Source organism: Pseudomonas sp. CHM02, assembly GCF_000612585.1.
In the GTDB taxonomy this organism is placed as follows: domain Bacteria; phylum Pseudomonadota; class Gammaproteobacteria; order Pseudomonadales; family Pseudomonadaceae; genus Aquipseudomonas.
Map to the genome: position 1 here is coordinate 81,894 of NZ_JFCA01000017.1, position 17,585 is coordinate 99,478.

15 protein-coding genes are annotated in these 17,585 nt (G+C 63.4%); 12 read left to right on the forward strand and 3 right to left on the reverse strand.

Going from position 1 to position 17,585, the window contains the following annotated elements; genetic code table 11:
* Positions 1-822, reverse strand: coding sequence for an ABC transporter permease subunit (locus BM70_RS0111775; protein WP_025856210.1), 822 nt, complete (start codon positions 820-822; stop codon positions 1-3).
* Positions 823-1,108: 286 nt separating this feature from the next.
* Between BM70_RS0111775 and BM70_RS0111780 the strand changes: the two genes are divergently transcribed.
* Positions 1,109-2,191, forward strand: coding sequence for an LLM class flavin-dependent oxidoreductase (locus tag BM70_RS0111780; RefSeq protein ID WP_025856211.1), 1,083 nt, complete (start codon positions 1,109-1,111; stop codon positions 2,189-2,191).
* A 114-nt stretch (positions 2,192-2,305) separates the two neighbouring features.
* Here BM70_RS0111780 and BM70_RS0111785 read toward each other — a convergent pair whose 3' ends face one another.
* On the reverse strand, positions 2,306-3,100 hold the full coding sequence (locus BM70_RS0111785) for a class II aldolase/adducin family protein (RefSeq protein WP_025856212.1): 795 nt from the start codon (positions 3,098-3,100) through the stop codon (positions 2,306-2,308).
* Positions 3,101-3,334: 234 nt separating this feature from the next.
* Entirely contained in the window at positions 3,335-4,240 is a 906-nt protein-coding gene (locus tag BM70_RS0111790) for a LysR family transcriptional regulator (protein WP_025856213.1), read from the reverse strand.
* A 217-nt stretch (positions 4,241-4,457) separates the two neighbouring features.
* On the opposite strand from BM70_RS0111790, the gene BM70_RS0111795 reads away from it, so the two are divergent.
* The 11 genes from BM70_RS0111795 to BM70_RS0111845 all read left to right on the forward strand — a co-directional run bounded on the left by BM70_RS0111795 (position 4,458) and on the right by BM70_RS0111845 (position 17,505).
* Positions 4,458-5,069, forward strand: a complete 612-nt coding sequence (locus BM70_RS0111795; protein WP_025856214.1) for a cysteine dioxygenase — start codon at positions 4,458-4,460, stop codon at positions 5,067-5,069.
* Complete coding sequence (locus BM70_RS0111800) at positions 5,066-6,649, forward strand: rhodanese-related sulfurtransferase (protein WP_025856215.1); 1,584 nt, start codon at positions 5,066-5,068, stop codon at positions 6,647-6,649. Before BM70_RS0111795 ends, BM70_RS0111800 begins: the two co-directional genes overlap by 4 nt.
* 95 nt (positions 6,650-6,744) lie before the next feature.
* Positions 6,745-7,575, forward strand: coding sequence for a TauD/TfdA family dioxygenase (locus tag BM70_RS0111805; RefSeq protein WP_025856216.1), 831 nt, complete (start codon positions 6,745-6,747; stop codon positions 7,573-7,575).
* Between the two features lie 80 nt (positions 7,576-7,655).
* The gene (locus BM70_RS0111810) at positions 7,656-10,109 is read left to right on the forward strand and encodes a TonB-dependent siderophore receptor (RefSeq protein WP_025856217.1); all 2,454 of its coding nucleotides are present in this window, start codon (positions 7,656-7,658) and stop codon (positions 10,107-10,109) included.
* A gap of 9 nt (positions 10,110-10,118) precedes the next feature.
* Positions 10,119-11,642: an FAD-dependent oxidoreductase gene (locus BM70_RS0111815; protein ID WP_025856218.1), complete on the forward strand. Its 1,524-nt coding sequence runs from the start codon at positions 10,119-10,121 to the stop codon at positions 11,640-11,642.
* A 65-nt stretch (positions 11,643-11,707) separates the two neighbouring features.
* The gene (locus BM70_RS0111820; protein WP_025856219.1) at positions 11,708-12,073 is read left to right on the forward strand and encodes a ferredoxin family protein; all 366 of its coding nucleotides are present in this window, start codon (positions 11,708-11,710) and stop codon (positions 12,071-12,073) included.
* Positions 12,074-12,228: 155 nt separating this feature from the next.
* A complete protein-coding gene (locus BM70_RS0111825) occupies positions 12,229-13,206 on the forward strand; it encodes an ABC transporter substrate-binding protein (protein ID WP_025856220.1) in 978 nt (325 codons plus the stop codon).
* Positions 13,207-13,218: 12 nt separating this feature from the next.
* A complete protein-coding gene (locus tag BM70_RS0111830) occupies positions 13,219-14,583 on the forward strand; it encodes an LLM class flavin-dependent oxidoreductase (RefSeq protein ID WP_025856221.1) in 1,365 nt (454 codons plus the stop codon).
* Entirely contained in the window at positions 14,580-15,263 is a 684-nt protein-coding gene (locus tag BM70_RS0111835) for a peroxiredoxin-like family protein (RefSeq protein ID WP_025856222.1), read from the forward strand. Before BM70_RS0111830 ends, BM70_RS0111835 begins: the two co-directional genes overlap by 4 nt.
* Before the next feature lie 116 nt (positions 15,264-15,379).
* The gene (locus tag BM70_RS0111840) at positions 15,380-16,558 is read left to right on the forward strand and encodes an acyl-CoA dehydrogenase family protein (RefSeq protein WP_025856223.1); all 1,179 of its coding nucleotides are present in this window, start codon (positions 15,380-15,382) and stop codon (positions 16,556-16,558) included.
* Entirely contained in the window at positions 16,555-17,505 is a 951-nt protein-coding gene (locus tag BM70_RS0111845; protein WP_025856224.1) for a D-isomer specific 2-hydroxyacid dehydrogenase family protein, read from the forward strand. Before BM70_RS0111840 ends, BM70_RS0111845 begins: the two co-directional genes overlap by 4 nt.
* Positions 17,506-17,585 lie beyond the last annotated feature (80 nt).

Consider the following 17,585-nt stretch of genomic DNA (forward strand, 5'->3'; position numbering starts at 1 on the left):
TCAGTTCCTCACAAAAGATGGGCGCCAGGCCAGGGCAAAGCGTTCGAGGGTGCGAATCAGGCCATCGATCAACAAGCCGAGCACGCTGTAGATCAGCAGGCAGATCACGATCACGTCGGTGCGCATGAAGTCGCGGGCGTCACTGGCCAGGAAGCCGATGCCGGCGGTGGTGTTGATCTGTTCGACAAACACCAGGGCCAGCCATGAAATGCCCAGGGCGTAGCGCAGGCCGACGAAGAACGAAGGCAACGAGCCCGGCAGGATCACATGCCAGATCAGCTCGCGCCGGTTGAGGCCCAGGGTGTTGGCCGCCTCGATCAGTTTGGGGTCGATATTGCGGATGCCGGCGAACAGGTTGAGGTACACCGGAAACGTGGTGCCGGTGACGATCAGCGCGATCTTGGTGAATTCGCCAATGCCGAACCACAGGATAAACAGCGGCACCAGCGCCAGGGACGGAATGGTGCGCAGCATCTGCATCGGCGAATCGAGGATCACCTCGCCGCGCCGGGACAGGCCGCTGATCAGCGCCGCCACCACGCCGATGCTCACACCGATACTCAGGCCGAACAGCGCGCGTTGCAGGGATACCAGCAAGTGCTTGCCGAGTTCCCCGGAAACGATCATCGCCCACAGCGTGCCGCCGATCTGCGAGGGTGCCGCGATGATCCGTGAAGGAATCCAGCCCAATTGCGCGGCCAGTTCCCACAGCAGCACTATCACCAGGGGACTGACCAGCCGCAACACCGCATCCGGGGTGCGCCAATTGCGCGCCACCTTGGGTTGAGCATCGACCTTGTTGATGGAGAGCGTCTCGGTCATCGGGCTTTTTTTCCTTGAAAGTCACGGCCGGGCGCGCCGCCATGGGGTTCATGCTAAGCGCATAAAAAACCGCCGTGAAAGTCTTTCTAGGAATAACCTAATACGCTCAAAATGCAAATTACTGATACATCAATCAAATCATGATTCAACATTTTAATAATTAGGTTAGAACCAATCGGCATTTTACAGCCCTGGCCCCTGCCCCTACTTTGGACGCGAATAACCGACCCCTGCCCGGTGGAGGTGTCCATCCCGCACAAGACCACGCCCAAGATAAGGACAGACCATGAGCATCGAATTCATCGGCTACATTGGCGGCCACCACGCTTCCGAAATCCATCCACGCAGCGGCCCTACCCTGCAACCCGACTACGTCGAGACCGTGGCCCGCGCCCACGAAGAAGCCGGCTTCGACCGTGCGCTGGTGGCCTTCCACTCCAACAGCCCGGACAGCACATTGATCGCCTCACACGCCGCCAGCGTGACCAAAAAGCTGCAATTCCTCATCGCCCACCGCCCCGGTTTCACCCAGCCCACTTTGGCCGCGCGCCAGTTCACCACCCTGGACGTGTTCAACGGCGGGCGCACGGCGGTGCACATCATCACCGGCGGCGACGACCGTGAACTGCGTGCCGATGGCAGCCACATCGGCAAGGACGAGCGCTACGCGCGCACCGACGAATACCTGAGCGTGGTGCGCCAGGAATGGACCAGCGAACAGCCCTTCGACTTCAAGGGCGCTTACTATCAGGTCGAAGGCGCGCACTCCACGGTGAAATCACCGCAGCAGCCACACATCCCACTGTATTTCGGCGGCTCCTCCAAAGCGGCGATCGAAGTGGCGGGCAAACACGCTGACGTGTATGCGCTGTGGGGCGAAACCTACGAGCAAGTGCGCGAGATCGTGACCCAGGTACGCGCCGAAGCGGCCAAGCATGGGCGCACGATTCGCTTCAGTTTGTCGTTGCGGCCGATCCTTGCCGAGACCGAAGAGCTGGCGTGGGCAAGGGCCGACAGGATCCTGCAGCAGGCTACCGAGCTGGCCGAGAAGAATGGTTTTGTTCGGCGTGAACCGCCGAATGAAGGCTCACGCCGGTTGTTGGCAGCGGCGGCGCAAGGGTCACGGCTGGACAAGCGTTTGTGGACAGGGATTGCAGGGTTGCTCGGCGCGCAGGGCAACTCCACCTCACTGGTCGGCACCGCTGAGCAGGTCGCGGAGGCCTTGGTGGATTACTACGACCTGGGGATCACCACGTTCCTGATTCGTGGGTTTGATCCGCTGAGTGACGCGATTGACTACGGCAAGCGCCTGATCCCTCTCACCCGCCAACTGGTCGCAGAACGCAAACAGGCACAACAAGTAGCCTGAGTACAACGCAAAACCCAATGTGGGAAGGGGGCTTGCCCCCGATAGCAGGGTGTCAGTCACCACATGTATGACTGATCCACCGCTATCGGGGGCAAGCCCCCTCCCACATTAAGCTCAGTTTTTGTAGTCGGTATCACTGCGCTCCAACTGCCGAATCAACGCATTCCAATGCCGGGCCACGCCGGGTCCTTCGCCGCTGGCAAACACCTTGGCCTGTTGCTCGACCTTCTCCACCACTTCCGCTGGCGGGAAGATCAACTCCGCATTCCCCGCCGCCTGCGCCGCGACCTGGATATTGCACGCGCGCTCCAACTGCTGCAGTTGCTGAAACGCATGCTCAACACTCACACCCGCCGTCAGCAAGCCATGGTTACGCAGGATCATCACGCTCTTGTCGCCCAGGTCCGCCACTAGGCGCTCACGCTCGTCCAGGTCCAGGGCAACGCCTTCATAACCGTGGTACGCCACGCGCCCGGAGAAGCCAATGGAATGTTGGGAGATCGGCAGCAAACCGTCTTTTTGCGCCGACACCGCAATGCCGTCGCGGGTGTGGGTGTGCAACACCGCTTGCAGGTCGTGGCGTGCGCCGTGGATGGCACTGTGGATCACGTAACCGGCGTAGTTGATGCCAAGGCCGGTGGGATCGTCGACGATGGTGCCGTCGAGGTCGACCTTGACTAGGTTAGACGCGCTGATTTCATCGAACAGCAGCCCAAAGGCGTTGATCAGGAAGTGCTCATCCGGGCCTGGCACGCGGGCGGAGAAGTGGGTGTAGATGTGGTCAGTCCACTTGTACAAGGCCGCCAGGCGATAGGCGGCGGCCAATTTGACACGCACTTCCCATTCTTCCGGAGTGACGCGTTGGCGAACGGTGTTGGAAACGCTGGAAATCGAGGTGACGCTGCTCATGGCAAAACTTCCTGGATGGCCTTAAGGACTTCCAGGCAAGCCTATGGGATGCAAAAAGATAATAAAAAGCACATTTTAATCTAAGCTAATTATTATTTTTTTTCATAACAATCACAGCACCGCATTCGCCTGCAAGAGCCCGGCTTGCCGGCGATGGCGCCCTTGAGCCATGCACGTATCTCGGGGGCCTCATCGCCGGCAAGCCGGCGCCTACAGGGAGAGGGTGTTCTGGGGTCAGGCGGCGTTGCGGATTTTGTGCAGGGACGCGGCCACCAGCTTGCCGAATGCATCCACCGGCCCTTGCAGGTTGCCCAGGAAGTGGGGGTAGATCAGCCACAAATCCATCACCGGCTTGAAGTCCTTGAGGGGCATCACCGCCAGTTGCTCGCGGTGGGCGCTGCGCTCCAGCAACGGCCGTGGCACCAGCCCCAGGCCCAGGCCGTCGGCCACCAGGCCCAATTGCAGCTCGGTGCCGAAGGTTTCCAGGTTGACCCGCAACGCCAGGCCCTGATCGGACAAGGTCCGCTGCAGGCCCGCACGGAAGCCGCAACCATCCGGGTTGAGAATCCAGCCGTTCTGGTACACATCCGCCAGCTTGCAGGGCTTCTTCGGCAACTGCGCCTTGGCGCACACCACCACCAGCTCCATCTTGCCGATGGACTCGCCGATGATGTTGTCCGGGAAGATCTTGCCCGCCGGGAACAACGCTGCAGCTGCATCCAGCTCGCCGCGCTCGATCTTGCCCACCAACTGGCTGCCCCAGCCCGTGGCGACCTGGGCCCGCAGCTCGGGGTATTCGCTGCGCAGGTGCTTGAGCGCATCCAGCAGCACCACGTCGCCGATGGTCTGCGGCACGCCCAGGCGCAATAGGCCGGTGGGCGGTGCGTCGGTGGCCACCAGCTCGCGCAGGGCGTCCATCTCGCGCAGGATCAGCCGGCACTGTTCGTAGACACGGGTGCCGATCAGCGTAGGCTTGAGGGGCTTGGTATTGCGGTCGAACAGCTCCACGCCCAGCGCCTGCTCGAAGTTCTGCACGCGGCGGGTGATGGCCGGCTGGGTCAGTTGCAACGACTCGGCGGCATGGCTGATGGACTGGCAACGAATCACTTCGACAAAGGCATCGATATCGTCAATTTTCATTTGGGCCGCACATAGAGAACAGTCATTAAGATGTGTGCGAAGCATAGTTGCAGGAAAGCGGTCTGGATAGCCCACCCTGTGATCGATAACGTCTAACGCTATTCAGACCGGTTCTAAATTACCTTCAGCTATAAGCTAATCATTAAAAAATAGCATATTAACTATAAACATTATGCTTAGATAAACCCTTCACCACCGACCACACGATGGAATTGTCATGACCCAGGCCCGACACCCCGAGAGACTCAGAGCCTTCATAGGCGCCCTGGCGGAATTGATCGACGGCAATCCACGCGAAGGCGACCTGCTGCACCGTGGCGGCAAGCTACTGGCGCAACTGGTCAGCCATGATGACTGGCTCCCCGATGAATACGCCCAACCTGACCCCGAGCGCTACCAGCAGTTCTTGCTGCATGCCGATTCGCGCCAGCGTTTCAGCATCGTCAGTTTTGTGTGGGGGCCGGGGCAAAGCACGCCGATCCACGACCATCGCGTATGGGGATTGATCGGGATGTTACGTGGCTCGGAGTTCTCCCAAGGTTTTGAACGCGCTCCCGATGGCAGCCTGATTGCCGAAGGCAAGCCGATCCAGTTGGTGCCGGGCCAGGTGGAGGCCGTGTCGCCCAAGGTCGGTGACATCCACCAGGTGAGCAATGCCCACAGCGACCAGGTGTCCATCAGCATCCATGTGTACGGCGCCAATATTGGTGCGGTGCGCCGCGCGGTGTACCAGCCCGACGGCAGCGAGAAACTGTTTATCTCCGGTTATTCCAACGCCTTCCTCCCGAATATCTGGGATTTGTCCAAAGAAAAGAGCCCTGCCCTATGACCACCGTATCCACCCGCAGCTTCGCCCAGATTCGCCAGGCCCTGTTGGACCATGAAGAAGTCGCCCTGGTCGACGTGCGCGAAGAAGCGCCGTTCGCCGAATCCCACCCACTGTTTGCCGCGAACATTCCGTTGTCCAAACTGGAACTGGAGGTGTATTCGCGCATTCCACGGCGCGATACCGAGGTCACCGTCTACGACAACGGCGAAGGCCTGGCCGCCCGCGCCGCCGAGCGCCTGGCCGAGTTGGGCTACACCCGCGTCAGCTTGCTCGAAGGTGGGTTGGACGGTTGGCGCAAGGCCGGTGGCGAGCTGTTCATCGACGTCAACGTACCGAGCAAGGCGTTTGGCGAATTGGTCGAGAGCGAGCGGCACACGCCGTCCCTGGCCGCCGAAGAGGTGCAGGCCCTGCTCGACAGCCAGGCCGATGTGGTGGTGCTCGACGCGCGGCGTTTCGACGAATACCAGACCATGAGCATTCCCACCAGCATCAGTGTGCCGGGCGCCGAACTGGTGTTGCGCGCCCGCGAACTGGCGCCGGACCCGGCTACCCGTATCATCGTCAACTGCGCCGGGCGTACCCGCAGCATTATCGGTACCCAGTCGCTGATCAATGCCGGTGTGGCCAACCCGGTTTCGGCCCTGCGTAACGGCACCATCGGCTGGACCCTGGCCGGGCAAACGCTTGCCCATGGCCAAGCACGGCGCTTTGCACCGACCGCCGAAGAACACCGCCAGGTCGCCGCCGTGGAGGCGCGCCGCGTCGCCGACAAGGCGCGCGTGGGCCGTGCCACCCTGGCCGACCTGCACGCCTGGCAGCAGGAAAAAACCCGTACCACCTACCTGTTCGATGTACGCACCCCGGAAGAATTCGAAGCCGGTCACCTGCCGGGCGCGCGCTCCACTCCGGGCGGGCAACTGGTGCAGGAAACCGACCATGTCGCCAGCGTGCGCGGTGCACGCCTGGTGCTGGCGGACGATGATGGCGTGCGCGCGAACATGTCTGCATCCTGGCTGGCCCAGTTGGGCTGGGAAGTGCATGTACTGGATGACCTGCAACCGGCGCACTTCAGCGAGCAAGGTGCCTGGGTCGCGCCGGTGCCGGCACCGCTCCAGGCCGAACTGATCAGCCCCCATACCCTCGCCGAATGGCAGGCCCACGGCGACACCGTAGTACTGGACTTCACTGCCAGCGCCAACTACGTGAAGCGCCATATCCCCGGCGCCTGGTGGGTACTGCGTGCGCAACTGCCCGAGGCCCTGGCCAAGGCACCCGCCGCCCAACGCTACGTGCTGACCTGCGGCAGCAGCCAACTGGCGCGCCTGGCGGTGGCCGAAGTCGAAGCCATCACCGGCAAGCAAGTGTTCCTGCTGCAGGACGGCACCGCTGGCTGGATCAACGCGCAGTTGCCGCTGGAAGAAGGTGAAACCCACCTGGCCTCGCCGCGCATCGACCGCTACCGCCGCCCGTACGAGGGCACCGACAATCCCAAGGAAGCCATGCAGGCCTATCTGGATTGGGAATTCGGCCTGGTCGACCAACTGGCCCGCGACGGCACCCACGGTTTCTACGTGATCTGAAATCCCCCAACCTGCCTGTACCCACACCCGGTGCAGGCTTTACATCCGACCCCTCTCCAGGCGGAGGCTGAACCCACACACGAGAGGACACCCGCATGACCCTGCATATCACCCGCCTGGAACCCACCATCGGCGCCGAAATCGCCGGCATCGACCTGCGCCAGCCACTCACCGTCGCCTTGCGCGATGAACTGCGCCAACTGCTGCTCAAGCACAAGGTGCTGTTCTTTCGCGACCAGGCGATCAACACCGAACAACAGATCGCCTTCGCCAAGGAATTCGGCGAGCTGTACGTGCACCCCACCACCCAGCAGAACGACCCGACCCTGCCGCACGCGCACCTGATCGAAGCCCAGGACGAACGCAAGCTCTACGGCCCGCGCATCAGCGGCCGCTGGCACACCGACACCAGCTGGCTGCTGCAACCCACCCTTGGCGCGGTGCTGCGTGCAGTGGATTTGCCGGAGGTCGGCGGCGATACATTGTGGGCCGACGCCGGTGCCGTGTACCGCGCCTTGCCGGATGAACTGCGCGCCGAGATCGACAACCTGCACGTGGTGCACGACTTCAAGAAGGCGCTGGACAAGGTCGGCTACGACTACCCGATCCTCGCCCACCCGCTGGTGCGTACCCACCCGGAAACCGGCGAAGACGGCCTGTTCATCAACTTCTCGCAGAACCCGTCGGTGATCGGCTGGACGCCCCAGCAAAGCAAGCAGTTGATCGACCGTCTCTTGCTGGAATTCAACAAGCCGGAACACCAGGTGCGCTTCAAATGGCGCCCCGGTTCGGTGGCGTTCTGGGACAACCGCTCCACCCTGCACTACCCGGTCTACAACTACGGCGACTACCCACGTCGCATGGAACGGGTGCTGATTGCCTATGACGATATTCCGCACCGGGTAAGAGCGGCCAACGCGGCCTGATCCCCTTCGTTCTCCCTGTAGGCGCGAGCTGGCTCGCGCCTACAGGAATTCGTGTGCCTGTCTTTTTTCAGGAATTCGTCATGACGTCAACGCGTTTCCATTACTGCGCAGCCGCCCTCAGCCTGCTCGCGGTGAGCCTTCCGGCCCAAGCCGAAGACCCGGACAAAACCCTCGGCACCGTGGTGGTCACCGGCAACCGTGGCAACCAGGCCCGAACCATTGCCGACAGCCCCTCGCCCATCGACGTGATCAGCGCCGAACAGCTGCAAGCCAGCGGCAAGGTCGGCCTCAAGGAATTGCTCGCGCGCCTGCTGCCCTCCTTCAACCTGCCAGCCATCAACGGCGGCGGCACGTCATGGTCGGTGCGCGGCGTGACCATGCGCGGCTTGTCGGGCGACCAGGTGCTGGTGCTGGTCAACGGCAAGCGCCGCCACAACACCGCGCTGATCAACAACCTGGCGCGCATCGGCACGGCAGCCGTGCCGGTCAACCTGGACCTGATCCCGGTGTCGGCCATCGACCATATCGAAGTGCTGCGCGACGGCGCGTCCGCCCAGTACGGCTCGGATGCGATTGCCGGGGTGATCAATATCATCCTCAAGGAAAACGACAGCGGCGGCAGCGCCGAAACCTCGTTCGGCCGCTATGGCGCGGGCGACGGCGACACCGTGCACCAGACCGTCAACTACGGGCTGTCCCTGCCCAACGACGGCTTCGCCAACCTGGCGCTGGACAGCAAGGAGCAGGAGCCCTTCGACCGCACCGGCAGCGCCACCGGCCGCCTGTACGGCACCGCCGCCGCACCCGACAGCCGCGACCAGACAGTCAACCGCCACGGCTGGAACCCCAGCTACGGCCTGGGCCGCGAAAAGGTCACCAACGCCAGCTACAACCTCGAACTGCCGCTGCAGGACGCCCTCAAGTTCTACTCGTTCTCCACCGCCAGCTACATGGAAACCACCAAGGTCACCGGCAACTATCGCCCCAACGAAATCACCTCCCTGGCCGGCGACCCGAACACGCCCTACCCCGATGGCATCCACGCACAACGGCGCAACCGCACCCAGGACTTCCAGGTCGCCGGGGGCTTCAAGGGCCTGGTCGGCGGCTGGGATTACGACATCAGTTCCACCTGGGGCGAAGACGATTCCACCCTCAATGCCAACAACACGCTGAACCCGTCACTGGGGCCCACCAGCCCGACGTCGTTCAACCTGGCCTCGCAGATCTTCGACCAGTGGACCAACAACCTCGACCTCAGCCGCAGCTTTGATATCGGCCTCGCCCACCCACTTCAAACCGCATTCGGCTTTGAGTACCGCTGGGAGAAATACCAGATCGAGGCTGGCGACTACGCCTCCTACACGCCAGGCAATTACGTGCTGCCCAGCGGCCCGTTCGCCGGGCAAACGCCACTGCCGGGTCTGGCTTCGTACAACGGCACCAGCACGGCGGATGCCGGCGAGATCAGCCGCAGCAACGTCGCCAGCTATGTCGACCTGGGCCTGGACGTGACCGACCGCTGGTACATTGGCGCCGCCGCGCGCTACGAACGCTACACCCAGGACATTGGCAGCACGTGGAGCGGCAAGCTGTCGACGCGCTTCAAGCTCACGCCTGAATTTGCCCTGCGCGGCACGATCAACAATGGCTTCCGAGCACCGTCGCTGGCCCAGACGATTTACGCATCGTCCACCTTCACCTCCGGTGGTGTGGTCAACGGCCAGCAGGTCTCGGTGCCGGTCAAGGTGCTACCGGTGGACACCGCCGAAGCGCAAGCGCTGGGGGCGGAAAAACTCAAGCCCGAGAAGTCGCTCAACTACAGCTTCGGCTTCACCTATGAACCCACACAGAACTACCGCCTGACCACCGACCTGTACCAGATCGGCATTCGTGATCGCATCGTCTCCACCAGCCTGCTCGGCGGGCCGGCGGTGTCGCAGATCCTGGTCGCCAACGGCTTGTCCCCTGGCCTGTATGCGCAGTACTACACCAACGCGGTGGACACCCGCACCCGTGGCATCGACATCATCAACGAATACCGCCAGCAATTGGACCAGTACGGGCAAGTGCGCTGGAGCCTGGCCTACAACTGGAACCAGACCAAGATCGAAAAGCTCCAGGACACCCCGGCCAAATTGGCCAGCCTGGGTTCCGGCTACCAGATCTTCGACCGCCGCCTGCAAAAGGACCTGACCGTCGCCACGCCGCAATCGAAACTGATCCTGGCGGCCAACTGGAAGGTCACCGCCTACACCCTCAACCTGGCGCTGACCCGCTTCGGCAGTTACACCGAAGGCGACAACAACCCGATCAACGATCGCACGTTCAGCGCCAAATGGATCAGCGACGTCGACGCCGCCTACGACATCACCAAGCACTTCACCGTGGCCCTGGGCGCCAACAACCTGTTCAACGTCTACCCCGACAAAAAAGGCATCAAGGACTGGGCCGGCGGGTATGAATACGGGCAGTTCTCGCCGTTCGGCTTTGGCGGCGCGTATTACTACACGCGCCTGGCGTACAACTTCTGAGGCGTTGCGATGACTGACTTGAGTTGTGATGTATTGATCGTCGGCGGCGGCCTGGCAGGCACCTGGGCCGCTGTCGCCGCGGCCCGTGAAGGGGTCAAGGTGATCCTGGTGGACAAAGGTTACTGCGGCACCAGCGGCGTCACCGCCACTGCCGGGCCCGGACACTGGTGGGTGGCGCCCGGCGCCCGCGAAGCCGCGATCGACAAACGCCTGGCCAGCGCCTACGGCCTGGCCGATGCGCGCTGGATGGCGCGCGCCATCGACACCACCTGGACCAGCCTGCCCGGCTTGAGCGACTACTACGCGTTCCCGCAGAACGAACGCGGCGAAACCCAATACCGTGGCCTGCGCGGCCCCGAGTACCTGCGCGGCCTGCGCCGTCGGGTGCTGGACAGTGGCGTGACGATTCTGGATCACCACCCGGCGCTGGAGCTGCTGCGCGACGACCACGGTACAGTGGTCGGCGCACGCGGTTGGCGACGCCAGGCAGGGGGCGACTGGTCGATCCGCGCCGGCGCGGTGGTGCTCGCCACCGGCGGCTGTGCGTTCCTGTCACGCCTGCTGGGCAGCCATACCAACACCGGCGACGGTTACCTGATGGCGGCTGAAGCCGGCGCCGAACTGTCGGGCATGGAGTTTTCCAACTACTACTGCATCGCAGCGGCGGACAGCAGCATGACCCGCTCGATGGTGTACAGCTTCGGCGAGTACTTCGATGCGGCGGATCGGCCGCTGAACATTGCCACCGGCCCACGCTTTACCGACGACCTGGCCAGGGCGCTGCTCAATGGCCCGGTGTATTGCCGCCTGAATCGCGTGCCGGCCGACATCCGCGCGCAACTGCCCAGTATCCAGCCCAACCTGATGCTGCCGTTTGACCGCCGTGGGGTCGATCCCTATCGGCAGCGGTTCGCCGTGACCCTGCATCCCGAGGGCACCATCCGGGGCGTCGGCGGGCTACGGGTGATGGATGACGATTGCCAGACCAGTGTGCCCGGCGTATTCGCGGCCGGCGATGCCGCCAGCCGTGAGCCGATTGCGGGGGCGACATCGGGGGGCGGCGCGCAGAACTCGGCGTGGGCCTTGTCCACCGGGCAGTGGGCCGGGCGTGGCGCGGCGCGACTGGCACGCCAGAAGGCGGCGTATCACGGCGCACTGCGCGGCTTTGACGGCGCGGCTGGAGGTAGCGCCGAGCTGATTCAACGTATCCAGGCCGAGGTCCATCCGCTGGACAAGAACCTGTTTCGCAGCGGCGATCAACTGCAACGCTCATTGCGGGAGCTGGATAACGTCTGGGACCGGATCAGCGCCGGCCCGCCCTGCGCCGACACCCCACTGCGCGCCCGCGAAACCGCCGCCATGGCCGCCACCGCCCGCTGGTGCTACACCGCCGCCGCGCTGCGCAAGGAAAGTCGCGGCATGCATCAGCGCAGCGATACGCCGGGGCAGCACCCGCAGTTTGACGCGCATTTGCGCCTGTCTGGCGTGGGCCAGGTGCAAGCGCGTTTCGACCCTGTTGCCGCCATGACCTGAGGACCTCTGTGGTGAGCACGCTGCCCTGCTCACCACAAAAAACACCCCTGACGGGAGATTCAACCATGCTCGAACTGATCTACTCCGACCTGTGCAACGGCTGTGGCCAATGCGTCGCCGTCTGCCCCACCAATGTGCTGGTCACCGACGCCTTGGGCAAACCCGTGATCACCGAACAGCAGGCCTGCCAGACCTGCTTCATGTGCGAGCTGTATTGCAGCAGCGACGCGCTGTATGTCGACCCGGACGTCGACCAGCTGCGTCATCCCGACCCGGTGGCGGTGCGCGAAGCCGGGCTGCTCGGCCAATACCGCCGCGACTCCGGCTGGGACGAATGGGCCGATGACCCCGCCCACCGCAACGAGCACTGGCGCATGGGTGGCATCTTTGCGCTCGCCCGCAGCACCCCACCAAATGCAATTAGTGAATAATCAAATCACACATAATCAAATATTTTAATAATTAACATATAACCAAAAAGAACTTCACAGCGAGTTTTTATGGGCATAACGTTAACCCCTCACCGACCCCTTCTCCAGGCGGAGGTAGCCGAACTTTCTTTCGATCTGCCTGGAGCCTGCATCCCATGGTCTTTACCACCCCTTTCAAACGCCTGCTCCTGGGCACCGCCCTCGCACTCGGCCTGACCGGTGGTGCCCACGCCGCCGACCTGCAACCGCTGCGAGTGGCCAACCAGAAATCCACGATCAAGGCGCTGCTGGAAGTCTCCGGCGAAACCAAAAACGTGCCTTACGACATCCAGTGGTCGGAGTTCCCCTCCGCCTCGCCCCTGGGTGAAGCACTGAATGCCGGCGCCGTGGACATCGGTGCCCTCGGGGATGCGCCGTACGTGTTCGCCCTCGGTGCCGGTGCGGCGCTCAAGGTGGTCAGCATCATCCACGCCGAAGGGCGCAACACCACCGCACTGCTGGTGCCCAAGGATTCGCCGATCAAGACCGTCGCCGACCTCAAGGGCAAGAAGATCGTCACCGGGCGCGGCTCCATCGGTCATTACCTGGCAATCAAGGCCCTGGCCACTGCCGGCCTGACCACCCAGGATGTGCAGTTCATTTTCCTGCTGCCGAGCGAGTCGCGCCTGGTGCTGGATAACGGCACCGCCGACGCCTGGGCCACCTGGGACCCGTACACCACCGTGGTCACCTCGCAAAGCCAGGCCCGCGTGCTGATCAGCGGCAACAAGCTGCTGAGTAACCACCTGTACCTCGCGGCCACCAGCCAGGCCATCGCCGACAAGCGTCCGCAACTGGACGACTTTGTCGCCCGCCTCGACCGCGCTTATGCGTGGGCCAACACCCACCCCAATGAATACGCCGCCGCCCAGGCCAGGATCACCGGCCTGCCACTGGAAGTGCACGTGGAAGTGGCCAAGGACACCCACCTGACTCCGGTCGCCATCGACGACTCGGTGATCAGCGGCCTGCAAGCGACCGCCGACACCTATCAAAAAGAAGGCCTGCTGACCAAGCACATCGACGTGTCACAGGGCTTCGACAAGAGCTTCAACGCCAAGCGTGTCCAACTTTCCCAGCAAGCCTCGCGCTAACAGGAGCAGAACATGAGCAAGTCACAACAATCCAAGCCACGCCACTTGAAATTGGGCGCCATGGTTCACGGCGTCGGCCACGGTTGGGGCGAATGGCGCCACCCGAATGCCCAACCGAATGCCAGCACCAGTTTCGGTTTCTACAAGCAACAGACTGAACTGGCCGAAGCCGCCAAGTTCGACTTCGTGTTCATCGCCGACAGCCTGCATATCCACGCCAAATCCAGCCCGCATTACCTCAACCGTTTCGAGCCGCTGACTATCCTCTCGGCGCTCGCTGCGGTCACCTCCCACATCGGCCTGGTGGCGACCGTAACTGTCAGCTACACCGAGCCCTACCAGGTGGCGCGCCAGTTCTCGTCCCTGGACCATATCAGCGGCGGCCGCGCCGGTTGGAACGTGGTCACTTCGTGGCTGAGCGGCACCGCCGACAACTTTGGCAAGGCCGAACACCCACCGCATGCCGTGCGTTACCGCATCGCCAAGGAACACGTGAACGCAGTCAAGGGCCTGTGGGATTCCTGGGAAGACGACGCCTTTGCCTACAACAAGCAAACCGGCGAGTTCTTCACCCCGAGCAAACTGCATGCGCTGAACCACAAGGGCGAGTTCTTCTCCGTGAAGGGCCCGCTGAACATCGCGCGATCGCGTCAGGGCCAACCGGTGATTTTCCAGGCCGGCACATCGGAAGACGGCCGCAACTTTGCAGCGGAAAACGCCGATGCGATCTTTGTGCATGTGGACAGCATCGAGGAAGGCCTGGCGTATTCCCAGGACCTGAAACGCCGCGCCAAAGGCTTTGGTCGCGACGCGGACAGCCTGTCGATCCTGCCGGGCATTCGCCCGATCGTCGGCCGCGACCAGGCCGAAGTGGAAAGCCGCTATCAGCAGGCCGTGGAGCTGGTCACCGTGGAAGATGCCATCGTCGCCCTTGGCCGCCCGTTCAACGATCACGACTTCAGCAAATACCCGTTGGACGCGCCCTTCCCGGAACTCGGCGACCTAGGCTCCAACAGTCAGAAAGGCGGCTCCGACCGCATCAAGCAACTGGCCAGGGACGAAGGCCTGACACTGCGTGAAGTGGCCCTGCGTTTCTCCCGGCCAAAACGTGATTTCGTCGGCACCCCGGAGCAAGTCGCGGACGCGATCCAGACCTGGTTCGAGACCGGTGCCAGCGACGGTTTCATCATCAACTCGGTACTGCCGGATGGCCTGCAGTACTTCACCGAACTGGTCGTACCGGTGCTGCAACAGCGTGGCCTGTTCCGCACTGAATACAGCGGCCATACCCTGCGCGACAACCTGAGCCTGGACGTACCTGCGAACCGCTACAGCGTCGACGCCGAGGTTGAAGAAAAACAGGAGGCACTGGCATGAGTGAATCCCTCAACCGGCAGTTGGCCGATCTGCACGCCGAGCGTGTGGCCACCTGGGCGCCTGCGGCGTTGCAGGTCAATATCGACCAGCGCCAGCGCCTGGTGGCTGAAGCACGGCCCGACGACTACGTACAGGTCGGCGACGAACTCGACCCGTTCACCCTGCTCACGGTGGAAGGCCGCGAACTGAACCGCGAGCTGCTGCTGGCCGACGGCCCGGCGGTGCTGGTGTTCTTCCGCTTTGCCGGCTGCCCGGCGTGCAACATCGCCCTGCCCTATTACGAGCGCCGACTCTACCCACGCCTGCGCGAACTGGGGGTGCCGCTGGTGGCGGTGAGCCCGCAAGTGCCCGAGCGCCTGGTGGAGATCAAGACCCGCCACAACCTGCAACTGCTGGTGGCCAGTGACCCCGACAACAACCTCGGACGCCGCCTGGGCATTCTCTACAGTTTCGACGAGGCGTCACGCAATGCCGCGTTGGCCAAGGGCAACCCTATCGGTGAAACCACCGGCACCGGTACCTGGGAACTGCCGCAACCGACAGTGGTGGTGATTGCCAGGGACGGCACGGTGGCGTTCGTGGACGTCAGCCCGGATTGGTTGGTGCGCACCGAAGCTGAGCCGGTGTTGCAAAGAGTGGAGCAACTGCTGGGCCAACAGCCCGTAAGACTGGCCATCTAAGCCCCGATCCCCTGTAGGAGCCGGCTTGCCGGCGATGGCGTCTTCAAGATCGCTATCGCCGGCAAGCCGGCTCCTACAGGGGGCGGGTGTCTACCTATCGACCGAGTGAAACAACCATGAGCCAATCCTCGCAACCTTCCTTGCGCTCCGTGGAAGTCGCCAACTTCGAAGCCCTGCTCGAACGCCTCAGCGCGGAGCTGGCCAGCACCGCGCACGTCTATGACGAGAGCGGCGCCTTTCCCCATGCCAACTTCAAACGGCTGCACGAACACGGCCTGGTCGCCCTCACCGTGCCCAAGGCCCTGGGCGGCGGCGGTGCCAGCCTGCCCCAGGCGCGCAAGGCGATCAGCGCGATAGCCAAGGGCGAGCCTTCCACCGCGCTGATCCTGGTGATGCAGTACTTGCAACACACGCGCCTGCAAGACAGCAAGACCTGGCCGGCGCACCTGCGCACGCAAGTGGCCGAAGACGCGGTGCGCAACGGCGCGTTGATCAACGCCCTGCGCGTCGAGCCCGACCTCGGCACACCGGCCCGTGGCGGGCTGCCGGCGACCATTGCCGTGCGCACCGCCGAAGGCTGGCGCATCAGCGGGCGCAAGATCTACTCCACCGGCAGCCACGGCCTGAGCTGGTTCAGTGTGTGGGGCCGCAGTGATGACACCGACCCGCTGGTGGGTGCCTGGCTGGTGCCGAAAGACAGCCCCGGCGTGACCATCATCGACACCTGGGACCACCTGGGCATGCGCGCCACCTGCAGCCACGAAGTGGTGCTCGACAACGTGCTCGTGCCGCTCGACCACGCCGTCAGCGTCAGCCCGTGGAGCGCGCCGTCGCCGGAGCTGGATGGCGAGGGTTTCCTGTGGATGTCGGTGTTGCTGTCCTCGGTGTATGACGCCGTGGCCCAGGCTGCGCGGGACTGGCTGGTGAACTGGCTGGAAGAGCGCAAACCGTCCAACCTCGGCGCAGCGCTGTCGACGCTGCCGCGCTTCCAGGAAACCGTCGGCCATATCGACACCCTGCTGTTTGCCAACCGCAGCCTGCTCGACGCCGCCGCCGAAGGCCACACCCCGGCGGCCAATGCCGCGCAACTCAAGTACCTGGTGACCAACAACGCCATCCGTGCCGTGGAGCTGGCCATCGAGGCCTCGGGTAACCCTGGCCTGTCACGCCACAACCCATTGCAACGGCATTACCGCGACGTGCTGTGCAGTCGCGTGCATACCCCACAGAACGATGCGGTGCTGCAAGGCGTCGGCAAGACGGTCTTCGCCCAACGCCAGAAGGAACGCACATGAGTCAGGTGATTATTGCCAGCCAGCTGGACGAAGATTACAACGACGTGATCCGCCAGCGCCTCGCCTCGATCCACCCCGCCGCCCAAGTGATCGGCGTACCCGCAGGCGTGCCCAGCGACCTGCCGCCCCAGGCGAATATCCTGTTGCTGCGCCCGATCAACGTACGTGGCTACACCGCCCCGGACACGCCGCCACCGGGCTGGCCTTACGGCGCGCAGTGGGTGCACCTGGTGTCGTCGGGCATCGACTTTTACCCGCAGTGGCTGTTCAACGGCCCACCGGTGACCACCTCACGCGGCAGCGCGGCCGACAACCTCGCCGAGTTTGCCTTGGCGGCGATCTTTGCCGCCTCCAAACATTTGCCGGATATCTGGGTGAAGGACGCCCAATGGCATTTCACCCCGTTGCGCCCGCTCAAGGGCACCACGCTGGGCATCCTCGGGTTTGGTGCGATTGGCGAAAGCCTGGCGCAAAAGGCCCTGGCCCTGGGGATCAACGTGGTGGCGCTGCGCCAAAGCCCGGCGCCGTTCAGCACGGGGGTGGAAGCCGCCAAGGACATCCACGACCTGTTCGCCCGCGCCGACCACCTGGTGGTGGCCGCACCGCTGACCGCGTCCACGCGGCACATCATCAACCGCGATGTGCTGGGCAGCGCCAAGCCTGGGCTGCACCTGATCAACATCGCGCGGGGCGGGTTGCTGGATCAGGAGGCGCTGTTGGAAGCGCTGGATAACGGGCAGATCGGGCTGGCATCGCTGGACGTGACCGAGCCGGAGCCGTTGCCGGATGGGCATCCGTTGTATACCCACCCGAGGGTGAGGTTGTCGCCGCATACGTCAGCGATTTCCACCAATAGCCGCAATGAGATTGCCGATACGTTTCTGGCGAATCTGGAGCGGTATGTGGCCGGACTTGAACTCCATAACCTGGCGAGTACCCCCGTGTAGGAGCGGGCTTGCCGGCGATGGCGTCCTCATGATCACCACCAGGCTCAAAGGCCAATCGCCGGCAAGCCGGCTCCTACGGG

Excerpts from the sequence above, each read along its gene's own strand:
- BM70_RS0111775 (WP_025856210.1), bottom strand. The coding sequence starts at position 822 with ATGACCGAGACGCTCTCCATCAACAAGGTCGATGCTCAACCCAAGGTG.
- BM70_RS0111780 (WP_025856211.1), top strand. The coding sequence starts at position 1,109 with ATGAGCATCGAATTCATCGGCTACATTGGCGGCCACCACGCTTCCGAA.
- BM70_RS0111785 (WP_025856212.1), bottom strand. The coding sequence starts at position 3,100 with ATGAGCAGCGTCACCTCGATTTCCAGCGTTTCCAACACCGTTCGCCAA.
- BM70_RS0111790 (WP_025856213.1), bottom strand. The coding sequence starts at position 4,240 with ATGAAAATTGACGATATCGATGCCTTTGTCGAAGTGATTCGTTGCCAG.
- BM70_RS0111795 (WP_025856214.1), top strand. The coding sequence starts at position 4,458 with ATGACCCAGGCCCGACACCCCGAGAGACTCAGAGCCTTCATAGGCGCC.
- BM70_RS0111800 (WP_025856215.1), top strand. The coding sequence starts at position 5,066 with ATGACCACCGTATCCACCCGCAGCTTCGCCCAGATTCGCCAGGCCCTG.
- BM70_RS0111805 (WP_025856216.1), top strand. The coding sequence starts at position 6,745 with ATGACCCTGCATATCACCCGCCTGGAACCCACCATCGGCGCCGAAATC.
- BM70_RS0111810 (WP_025856217.1), top strand. The coding sequence starts at position 7,656 with ATGACGTCAACGCGTTTCCATTACTGCGCAGCCGCCCTCAGCCTGCTC.
- BM70_RS0111815 (WP_025856218.1), top strand. The coding sequence starts at position 10,119 with ATGACTGACTTGAGTTGTGATGTATTGATCGTCGGCGGCGGCCTGGCA.
- BM70_RS0111820 (WP_025856219.1), top strand. The coding sequence starts at position 11,708 with ATGCTCGAACTGATCTACTCCGACCTGTGCAACGGCTGTGGCCAATGC.
- BM70_RS0111825 (WP_025856220.1), top strand. The coding sequence starts at position 12,229 with ATGGTCTTTACCACCCCTTTCAAACGCCTGCTCCTGGGCACCGCCCTC.
- BM70_RS0111830 (WP_025856221.1), top strand. The coding sequence starts at position 13,219 with ATGAGCAAGTCACAACAATCCAAGCCACGCCACTTGAAATTGGGCGCC.
- BM70_RS0111835 (WP_025856222.1), top strand. The coding sequence starts at position 14,580 with ATGAGTGAATCCCTCAACCGGCAGTTGGCCGATCTGCACGCCGAGCGT.
- BM70_RS0111840 (WP_025856223.1), top strand. The coding sequence starts at position 15,380 with ATGAGCCAATCCTCGCAACCTTCCTTGCGCTCCGTGGAAGTCGCCAAC.
- BM70_RS0111845 (WP_025856224.1), top strand. The coding sequence starts at position 16,555 with ATGAGTCAGGTGATTATTGCCAGCCAGCTGGACGAAGATTACAACGAC.